Here is a 9,693-nt window from a genome sequence, read left to right as displayed (position 1 = left end):
TTGAGGTGATATAATGTCAAACTACGGCAATTTGAATATAAACAGAAATAAGAACAGAAAAGGTAAAAAAATTATTATCGCCTTGATTTGTATTGCGGTTTTAATACTTGCATTTATATTTTATATAGGTATTACAGTCGGAAGCAACAACGACAAATCCAACCAAATAGCCGACGCAATTCAAGAAAATACGGAATTAAAGTTAAAGGTAAACGAACTTAACGACCAGATTGCACAACTGCAGGAAGAAATAGATTCACTTCACGCAGAACTTGAGGCTATGCCGACGATTGAACCGATACTGCCGTCAGGCTCACCTGCTCCGTCAGTATCTCCTACTTCACCTATTTCACCGAGAATCGGTGTTCAATAAAAATTAATACAAAAGGTCTGTGGCTTTACCACAGACCTTTTAATTTGTTGTTTTATTATAATTCTACAATAGTTTCAACTTCAAGAAGTACGTCCTTCGGAAGTCTTGCGACTTCCACGCATGAACGAGCCGGATAAGGCTCTGTAAAATATTTAGCGTATACTTCGTTAATCTTTGCAAAGTCATTCATATCCTTAATAAATACTGTTGTCTTTACAACATTTTCAATACTTCCGCCGGCAGCCTCAATAAGGTTCTTGACATTTGTAAGTGCCTGTTCTGCCTGTGCCTCAACGCCCTCAGGAATATCGCCTGTTGCAGGGTTAATCGGAATTTGTCCCGATGTGAACAGCATATTTCCGACAGTTATTGCCTGTGAATAAGGTCCGATTGCAGCCGGAGCATTGTTTGTCTTTGTTTCTTTCATTTGTACCATTCCTCTCGTTTTATAAAATTTATATGGTAATTAAATAGCATACAACAGTGAAGAATACGAAATATCCAAGCATCATTGCATACAATACCTGACTTGGTGATTTAGAAATCCATTCTGTGCGCAGTGCCTCATAGGTAAGCACAGCCACGCTGACCGCGCCGCACAAAATCAATATCATAAGCGTTACAGGTGACAACATACTGAGAATTACGCCGATTGCACATATTACCGTAAACGGTATCCACGTTGACGCAAGACGTATTGAAAATTCCCAATATGCCGTTTTAAGACGCATTACAAATCTATTGATAAGCCAAAATATTCCCGAATACAAGAAAAATAAAATCACTCCGCTTATCGCACCGGATACCATACAAAGTATGATTTGCAATACAAGACTGTAACCTGCACCGCCGTTAAAATTCATAAGTGACGTCAATATTTTAAGCGGTCCTACTCCGCCGCCTCTTAATATAAAGAACATACACAGCCACAATACAACGCCTTGAAGTGCCGAAATAGTCATTATTGCCGCTTTTCCGAGATGTGGCGGATTGGAAATTGTGTCAATCGGTGATTTTATAAATCTCACGATATATCTTCCCAACTCACCGAAAAATCCTTTCGGATTGATATTTGACGTTCTTGTTGCTTTAGCTTTCCTTGCCGCTTTTCTCGCCTTATGCTTTATCTTTGCTCTTTCAAACTTACTTTCCGTTCCGGCATAGCCTGTTTTGTAAGAAGTTTCGGTTTTATACGGATTACTGTAATTAGCCTGTGTTTTCTCTTGTTTTTTATCCGATTTTTTGTCTTCTGTTTTTGTTTCGTTTTTTCTTTCGGCAGATGATTGCTGTTTCCCCGCTCTGTGTGCAACACTCTGCGGACAATCGCAAACTTCGCCTTTTTCAAGTTCTCTGCCGCAATATATACAGCTTCTCATATATACACCCTTTCATAATTTAAGTATATATAAATTATAAACCTGTAATAAATGGTTGTCAATGTGCCAAGTGTAAACAAAATGTTAATTATTTCAGAATACTTTTGACGGCGCCCGTCTTATTTATACAGTCGTGCCTCAAATGTTTTAATATCCGCCTGATGTTCGTCACGGACACGGTGGAATAATTTTATCGTTATACCGTCTATAACGGTTTCACATTCGGGAACTTCCTCATATGCCGTTGCAATATCCGCATAATTCATAAAACTGTTTACAGCCTCCTCAACAACCGTCTGACTGCCCTCTGCCAAGTGCGTCTGTGCAGGAGATGCGACAAGGACATAATTTACGGTATACAACGGTGTCAAATCCCTGTCACGCGAATCTACCTGTGGCAATGACACGATATAATTATCACGTATCGACTTTACTCCGAGTGACGGTTCTGCATTTATAAGTATATCCTCATTAAGCGTAAACGATGACGCAAGTACGCCGAGCGTATCACCGTCATAAACGGTTGTGTCGAGTTTTTTCTTTAACGCAAGAATTTCGTCCGTATCGTCTCTTGATACAGGCAGCATCGAAAAATTCGGTATCAATGCCATATGCTTAATTTCCTGTATATTATGCGGTTGTGTGCGTGGAATATATACATTCACCGAATGTACCAACGCCAAAAGCGATATTCCGACCAAAGCCCATTCTTTTGTTATATGTCTTATTGATATAAGTGTAAGCATTATAAGTGACGGAATGTATAAAAGCAAATGTTGTTGTCCGTGTGTCTGAGTTGAAAGGAACATAAACAGGCACACTATCATCTGTACCCACATAAACAGCGTTCTTGTTTCTTTCTTTTTAACCGCCATAACCACTGACGAAACAGCAAGCACTCCAACGAATATTATACCGAAATATCTTGTTATAAGTTTCAAATCAGTTCCCACCGAAAACTTATATCCCGAATAAAGATTGCCGTAATCTTTCATCAATTTATACACAAGGAAATCTCTGAAAAATACAACGAGTATCAATCCGACAACTGCGATTGTTACAATCGGTTTGTACCATTTTTTCTTAAACAGTACGCAATCCGCAAGCATTGCGGTTATAAACGATACCGTGAAAAACGCGTACCATCTTCTCCAAAGCATAAGTGCGACAAGCAGTACGCCGATTACCGCATACCGCCATATCGCGTCATCATCTTTGTCTTTTACAAAATACAAATTAAAGCATACAAGACACCCTAAAAGTCCTCCTATATCAACAAATCCGTTAAATGTCAAAAACACCATAGACGGACATATCATAAGCGAAATCACCGCTGCAATTTTAGGTGCTTTACTGACTTTTTTCGCCAACACATACACCATTGCAAATGACGTCACTAAATATAAATTGACAAGTCCCAAAATATACGCAAGCCGTGACTCACCGAAAATTTTTACAATCAACGCCGACGGAAGTCCCGCTATATAGTTATAATCCTGCTCAGCAACGGAATTATAGACATTATGCCAAAAACCGCCTTCACTAAACGCTCCCGACGCAATTTTTCTTGCAATATCCCAATACGTCGAATCGTCCCAAAAATATATATAATTATTTTTTGTAATATAAATAATCGCCAAAATATTAAGCACCGCCCATACAACCGCAAAATAAATCAAAGTTTTATGATGTGGTCTTGCCGATTGTTTGCGTTGTGCAATTTCTTCAAGGTCATACTTATCGTTTAAAATCGCCCTGAATTTCACCTGACTCAGCCCTCCTGTTTAGCTAAATAATGAAAGTATTTCTTCGTTAGAAAGACTTTTAAATGTGTCCGTATTAACGCGGACTATATCGTCTGCAAGATTTTTCTTGTTTTCCTGCAATTTAAGTATTTTTTCTTCTATTGTACCCTTTGCGGCAAGACGTATAACCTGTACCGCTTTTGTTTGTCCTATTCTGTATGCACGGTCGGAAGCCTGTTCCATAACCGCAGGATTCCACCATGGGTCATAGTGAATTACGGTATCCGCACCCGTCAGGTTAAGACCTACACCGCCTGCTTTAAGCGATATAAGGAACACGTTGTTTTCACCGCCGTTAAATCTGTCGGAAAGCTCCGCTCTCTCGTAAGACGGAGTTTTTCCGTCAAGGTAGAACGAATCTATCCCCACATTTTTCAGACTCTCTCTTATAATTGAAAGCATTGACGTAAACTGTGAAAATACAAGTATTCTGTGTCCCGACTCAACCGCATTCGTGACAAGTTCCATAAGCAAATCAAGTTTACCGCTGTCCTTATCATAGTTTTCGTCAAACAATGTAGGGTGACAACAAATCTGTCTTAGTCGCATAAGCAGTGTCAAAATACGCATTTTACCTTGACCGCCCTCGCCAAGCAACGCAAGCGTCTGATTTTTCGCAAGTGCAAGATACGATGTGTACATTTTCTTTTGTTCACCCGTAAGCTCCGCATACATTGTGTTCTCGATTTTTTCCGGTAACTCGTTTAAAACATCGTTTTTCATACGTCTTAGCATAAACGGCTTTATCCTCGCTCTGAAACTGTCCGCCGTCATTTTGTCACCGTCTTTTACAAGCGGCATTTCATATCTGTTTCTGAATTCGTGTGCCGAATACAAATATCCCGGCATTACAAAATCAAATATTGACCACAATTCAAGCAACGAATTTTCTATCGGTGTACCGGTAAGGGCAAATTTATGCTCCGCATTTATTTTCTTGACGCTTCTTGCATTCATAGTTTTCGGATTTTTAATATGCTGTGCCTCGTCTATAAAGCAATACGAAAATTCAAATTCTTTATAATGTGCAATATCGCGTCTTAAAAGCGGATATGACGTGATTACAAATTCATACTCGCCGATAGTCTGTATAAGTTTTTCTCTGTCCTCTTTTGCACCGTCAACTATTATGGTTTTGGCATTCGGTGTAAATTTATTTATTTCGCTGAGCCAGTTATAAGTAAGTGCACTCGGTGCAACGATAAGCGTCGGTTTTTCGGGTTTTATTCCGTGAATATACGCAATAACCTGCAGCGTTTTACCAAGACCCATATCGTCCGCCAATATACCGCCGAAGCCAAGATAAGAAAGCTGGCTGAGCCATGCCATTCCGTCTTTTTGATAGCCACGCAAAATGTCGCTGACTTCACTCGGAATTACAGGCTCTATATTTTTTATTTCCTCAATATATTTTTTAAATTCTTCATTCTTTTCAACAGATGAAAGAGAATTTAAGTAAAGTGCATGATACTTTGGAATTACTTTTTTACCGTTTTTAATATCTTCAAAAGAAAAATCAAGTTGATCAAGCAAATTGAAAATATCCTTTTGCTTACTGTTTTCAAGGTCGATAAAACTGCCGTTTGATAATCTGTAAAATCTTTTTTTCAGTTTAACCGCACTTAAAATTCCGCTGATCTGTTCATATGACAGATTACTTTCAAAGTCAGCCTCAAGCAAATCAACACCGCTGTTATATGTTACAGACGCACTTATATCCACTCGGTCCATAATCTTCAAGCCGGCAAATCTGTCGGAATAATAGAGCTTTGCTTTTTCTTTAAGTACAGGAATTTCGTCCGATAGGAATAAATATATTTCTCTGTCCGATTTCAACATGAATGTACCATCTTGTAAATTGAACATCTTAAATGACGAAAGCAAATCGTTTTCAATCTCATAGTCACGCACAACGATTTTGCCGTTACCGTTTACATCGTTCGGCAAACGTAATCCTATACTTCCGTAATTCGCCTTAACAACGGCAGTTATACCGCCTTGTGCCGCGTCAAAATACACTTCAAATGTCGGTTTCGCATCGACAATCATATCTTCGATACCGCGTGTTATAACGCCGTGCTTACTGCGTATATCGGGTAAAACGTGAGTGGCAAACAAAATTGTATTGTCACCTTTAAAACTGATTTGCGTTCTGCCCTCCGTCGCAAGTGCATGGTATATCGGCATAAAATACTCACGCCATTCTTCGCTTGTGTGGTATATCGTGTTCTCGTAAAAGAACCACTCACCGTCATGCGTCAGTGCAAAACCTCTGTCACTGACAGACATATCAACTTCGCCGTCACCTGCGTCAACATCAATTATTATATCTGGATTGTCTTCTTCTATTCTTACATTGCCCAAAGAAAGCCCATCAAATACAACAGCAAAATCAACATATTGCAGCAGAGGGAATATTCTCTTTGCCGCAAGTGAGCCGAAAGCAGTTTGATATGCCGCTTTCATATACATCTGAACATCTGCCGCACGATTTTCGTATGTTTCCGCAAGTATTGCTATTATCTCGTCTTGATGTTTCGGAAATTCCGTTACTGCGGGATTATATGACGTGTATCTGTCAAATTTAAACTCCTTGCCTTTCAAATAACATTCCAAAAAATTTTCAATACCGTGTACTTTATTACCGCCGATTTCAACAGACATTGCATACGATACACCGTTTGTATTGTGCTTATTTATGTGCAGTGTAAACTTTGCATATAGTGGCTGTTTTTCGTATTTTCTTGATGCAAATTCACCGCAAAGCGTTTTTGCAATCTTATCGTTTTCATCAACATAATCCGCACCCTCGTCAAGTTCCTTTTGACGTTGCTTTAATGTTGAAACAATATGTTTACAAACAGAATTCATCGTTTCAAAATAAGGACAGGTACAAAAACAATCCTCTACACCTTTTTCAGACAATCTTACCTGCACATTGTAGAGTTCTTCCCCGTCAACTACGGCTGTTATTAAATTATCCTCACGTTTTCTTAAATGAACTCTGCCCTCTTTAAAGTATTCCAAGCCACGCTTGTAAATAGTCGCCGAGCAGGATTTTTTTATCATTGAATCTGTTATTTTCATACCTTACAGCCTTCCCGTTTTGAATATTGTACACCCATTCTGTATCTTATAATTATAGCACATTTTAACTTATGATACAATATTATTTTTATATAAAATACAAATGGATTAAATTCATATAATATGCTAAAATTATGCGTGTAGAAAAAAAACGAAAGGACGAACAGTATGGGAAAATTTGACGGAATACTTTTATGTACCGACCTTGACGATACACTTCTTACAACCGATAAACGTGTATCGGACGAAAACAGTAAAGCTATTGAATATTTCAAGTCAGAGGGCGGACTTTTCACATTTGCAACGGGACGTGTGCCGCAAGGCGCAAAGTTAATGCTAAACTACGTTCACCCAAATGCACCTATGGTTTGCTTTAACGGTGCGGCAATATATGATTTTAATGACGAAAAACTTTTATGGGCAAGCACACTTGATGAAGGTGCTTTGAAATGCGTTGAATATATGGATAAAATGTTTGACTTTGTGGGAATTGAAGTTTGTACTTCGGATAAAATTTATTTCTGTAAAGTTAATCAAAAAGTAAGAGAACATCAGGTTCTTGAAGATTTACCCGATAATTTTCTTGATTATCACGATATAAAGGAAGATTGGGTAAAAGTATTGTTTATGGTTGAAGAAAATGAAATTCAGCAGATAAGAGATGCGATTGCAAATTCACCGTTTGTTAATGATTATGAATTTGTGCAGTCCAGTCCTTGGTACTATGAGCTTTTGCCTAAAAACGCAAGTAAGGGTGAGGGGCTTATGCACCTTGCCGATTTGATGAATGTTGACAGAAGTAATACAATCGGTATCGGCGATAACGAAAACGACCTTGCACTTGTTAGAATGGCAAATATCGGTGTTGCGGTCAGTAACGCCGTTGATGAAGTAAAAGAAGTCGCTGATTTTATAACGGTTGATAATAATTCCAGTGCCGTTGCGGCTGTGATTTATGCACTTGATAACGGAAAAATTAAATTTGAATAACGTAATAAGGGCGGTCATCGACCGCCCTTATATTTTGTGGTTGCCACCCCTCAGTCAACTTCGTTGACAGCTCCCCTCTATGGGAGCCATACGGAAAGCCTCTCCTTGAGGAGAGGTGGCACGAAGTGACGGAGTGGTGGCTTTTTAGGGACGTCCCCTACTCTCATTATCCATTATAGGCTCCCCTCAATGGGAGCCTTACGGAAAGCCTCTCCTTGAGGAGAGGTGGCACGAAGTGACGGAGTGGTGGCTTTTTAGGAGCATCCCCTACTCTCATTATAGGCTCCCCTCAATGGGAGCTGGCGGCATTGCCGCCTGAGGGGTGGCTTTGCGGGACGTCGCGAGCGCCGTTATCTGCTCTCTTTATCTATTATCTTAGTCTACCAAAATGGGCGATCAATGATCGCCCCTACGGATGTGAACGGCTGTTATAACTTTCCTTAACGTCACCCTACGAATTATTGTTTGAAGCTATTTCTTATACAGCATATCAAGTTCATCTTTTGTCAATTCACGGACTTCGCCTTTTTCGAGTGATTTATCAAGTTTCAAATTGCCGATTGCGACACGTTTCAGATACGTCACCGTTTTACCGACTCGTTCGCACATACGTTTTACCTGATGAAATTTACCCTCTGCAATTTCGATATAAACCTCATTCGGATTTTCCGTTATTTCAAGCTTTGCGCTTTTTGCGGTAAACTCTTTAAATTCCATACCGCCTGCGAATATTTCAACATCTTTTTCTTCCATAGGTTTATCAAGCACCGCGAAATATCTTTTATACACATCTTTTTTCGGTGATGTCATTTCATGAGCGAATTGACCGTCATTTGTGAGGATCAAAAGGCCCTCAGTATCTATATCAAGTCTGCCTACGGGATATACCTCAAAATGTGCGTATTCCTCCGGAACAAATTCGGTTACAACGGGATACTTCTTATCATAAACAGCACTTACGCAGCCTTGCGGTTTATTTAGCATTAAATACACAAATTCACGATAAATCAATCTTTCGCCGTCAACCTCAACAATACTGTTTTCATCAGTCTGTTCCTCCGGCTTTTTACACACTTCACCGTCTATAAACACAAGACCTTGTTTTATTAGTTTTTTCACATCTTTTCTGCTTGCATATCCGCAGCCGGAAATATATTTATCTATACGCATATATAACTCCTTAAGCAAAAAGGACGGCATAATAAAGCCGTCCTTCAATTTTCAATTATCAATTACTGATTGTTTTCAGCAAGCTTTTCGTCGTATTCCATTGCAAGCTGTTCAATTTCGCCTGAAGCTTTCATTTCTGAAAGTGTTTCGTTAATCTTGTCAAGAAGTTCTGTGTTACCCTTCTTAACTGCGATTGCATATTCTTCTGTTTCAAATGCCTGTGGGTCTTCAACAATCTTTAGACCGTTCTTTTCAGCAAGAGCCTTACCTGTTGCAGAGTCGATAACTACTGCGTCAAGCTTACCATTCTTAACGTCTTGAACTATATCAATACCTCTGTTTGCTCTTGTAACCTTGTCTTCTGCAAGCTGTAAATCGTTTGTTACGATATTGTCGCCTGTGTAACCAAGAACAACGCCGACTGTCTTATCATTCTTCAAATCTTCTGCACTTGTAATATCTGTGTTGTCAGGTGCAACAACGATAACCTGTGATGCAACATAGTATGGATCAGAGAAATCAACACTTTGCTTTCTTTCGTCTGTAGCAGTCATACCTGCAACAACCATATCAACCTTACCTGTGCTTACAGATGCAACAAGTCCGTCAAATTCCATATCTTCAATTTGAAGTTCCTTACCTACATTTTCGGCAATCTTATTTGCAATAGCAACGTCAATACCGTCAAATTCTCCTACAAGACCTTGTGATGTTGTGTATTCAAACGGTGGGAATGCTGCGTTTGTACCCATAATCAACTTATCACTGCTTCCGCAACCTGCAAGTGCTGCCACTGCCATAACTGATGCAGCTGCCAAAGCTACTACTTTCATTAAACCCTTTTTCATTTTTTGTATCCTCCTAAAAAATCACTTATTTTTATATTTAACAC

At 39.2% G+C, this 9,693-nt stretch carries 8 protein-coding genes; 2 read left to right on the top strand and 6 right to left on the bottom strand.

The genetic code is table 11. The features are described from left to right. The first annotated feature begins 13 nt into the window (after positions 1 to 13). The gene (locus tag ACSAMO_RS10695; protein WP_499209296.1) at positions 14 to 373 is read left to right on the top strand and encodes a hypothetical protein; all 360 of its coding nucleotides are present in this window, start codon (positions 14 to 16) and stop codon (positions 371 to 373) included. Positions 374 to 428: 55 nt separating this feature from the next. Here the strand turns inward: ACSAMO_RS10695 and ACSAMO_RS10690 are convergent, their stop codons facing one another. The 4 genes from ACSAMO_RS10690 to ACSAMO_RS10675 form a co-directional block, all read right to left on the bottom strand. After that, the gene (locus tag ACSAMO_RS10690; RefSeq protein WP_022229952.1) at positions 429 to 800 is read right to left on the bottom strand and encodes a RidA family protein; all 372 of its coding nucleotides are present in this window, start codon (positions 798 to 800) and stop codon (positions 429 to 431) included. 28 nt (positions 801 to 828) lie between these two features. After that, positions 829 to 1,749: a hypothetical protein gene (locus ACSAMO_RS10685; protein WP_499209295.1), complete on the bottom strand. Its 921-nt coding sequence runs from the start codon at positions 1,747 to 1,749 to the stop codon at positions 829 to 831. 119 nt (positions 1,750 to 1,868) lie between these two features. Next, positions 1,869 to 3,515, bottom strand: a complete 1,647-nt coding sequence (locus ACSAMO_RS10680; protein WP_499209294.1) for a glycosyltransferase family protein — start codon at positions 3,513 to 3,515, stop codon at positions 1,869 to 1,871. 18 nt (positions 3,516 to 3,533) lie between these two features. Beyond that, on the bottom strand, positions 3,534 to 6,641 hold the full coding sequence (locus ACSAMO_RS10675; RefSeq protein ID WP_499209293.1) for an SNF2-related protein: 3,108 nt from the start codon (positions 6,639 to 6,641) through the stop codon (positions 3,534 to 3,536). A gap of 168 nt (positions 6,642 to 6,809) precedes the next feature. Between ACSAMO_RS10675 and ACSAMO_RS10670 the strand changes: the two genes are divergently transcribed. Further along, a complete protein-coding gene (locus tag ACSAMO_RS10670; protein WP_499209292.1) occupies positions 6,810 to 7,631 on the top strand; it encodes a Cof-type HAD-IIB family hydrolase in 822 nt (273 codons plus the stop codon). 471 nt (positions 7,632 to 8,102) lie between these two features. Here ACSAMO_RS10670 and ACSAMO_RS10665 read toward each other — a convergent pair whose 3' ends face one another. Both ACSAMO_RS10665 and ACSAMO_RS10660 read right to left on the bottom strand, forming a co-directional pair. Continuing rightward, entirely contained in the window at positions 8,103 to 8,801 is a 699-nt protein-coding gene (locus tag ACSAMO_RS10665; RefSeq protein ID WP_147514214.1) for a pseudouridine synthase, read from the bottom strand. A gap of 62 nt (positions 8,802 to 8,863) precedes the next feature. Continuing rightward, a complete protein-coding gene (locus ACSAMO_RS10660) occupies positions 8,864 to 9,649 on the bottom strand; it encodes a basic amino acid ABC transporter substrate-binding protein (protein ID WP_022229034.1) in 786 nt (261 codons plus the stop codon). Positions 9,650 to 9,693 lie beyond the last annotated feature (44 nt).

The sequence above is a fragment of the Ructibacterium sp. SJQ-7 genome (assembly GCF_054696575.1).
The sequence above is the reverse complement of the archived record's forward strand: the minus strand, read 5'-3'. Positions and strand labels throughout refer to the sequence as shown.

What these genes read in the sequence shown, in the direction of transcription:
- ACSAMO_RS10690 (WP_022229952.1), bottom strand. Translation starts at nt 800, where the DNA reads ATGAAAGAAACAAAGACAAACAATGCTCCGGCTGCAATCGGACCTTAT.
- ACSAMO_RS10685 (WP_499209295.1), bottom strand. Translation starts at nt 1,749, where the DNA reads ATGAGAAGCTGTATATATTGCGGCAGAGAACTTGAAAAAGGCGAAGTT.
- ACSAMO_RS10670 (WP_499209292.1), top strand. Translation starts at nt 6,810, where the DNA reads ATGGGAAAATTTGACGGAATACTTTTATGTACCGACCTTGACGATACA.
- ACSAMO_RS10660 (WP_022229034.1), bottom strand. Translation starts at nt 9,649, where the DNA reads ATGAAAAAGGGTTTAATGAAAGTAGTAGCTTTGGCAGCTGCATCAGTT.
- ACSAMO_RS10695 (WP_499209296.1), top strand. Translation starts at nt 14, where the DNA reads ATGTCAAACTACGGCAATTTGAATATAAACAGAAATAAGAACAGAAAA.
- ACSAMO_RS10675 (WP_499209293.1), bottom strand. Translation starts at nt 6,641, where the DNA reads ATGAAAATAACAGATTCAATGATAAAAAAATCCTGCTCGGCGACTATT.
- ACSAMO_RS10665 (WP_147514214.1), bottom strand. Translation starts at nt 8,801, where the DNA reads ATGCGTATAGATAAATATATTTCCGGCTGCGGATATGCAAGCAGAAAA.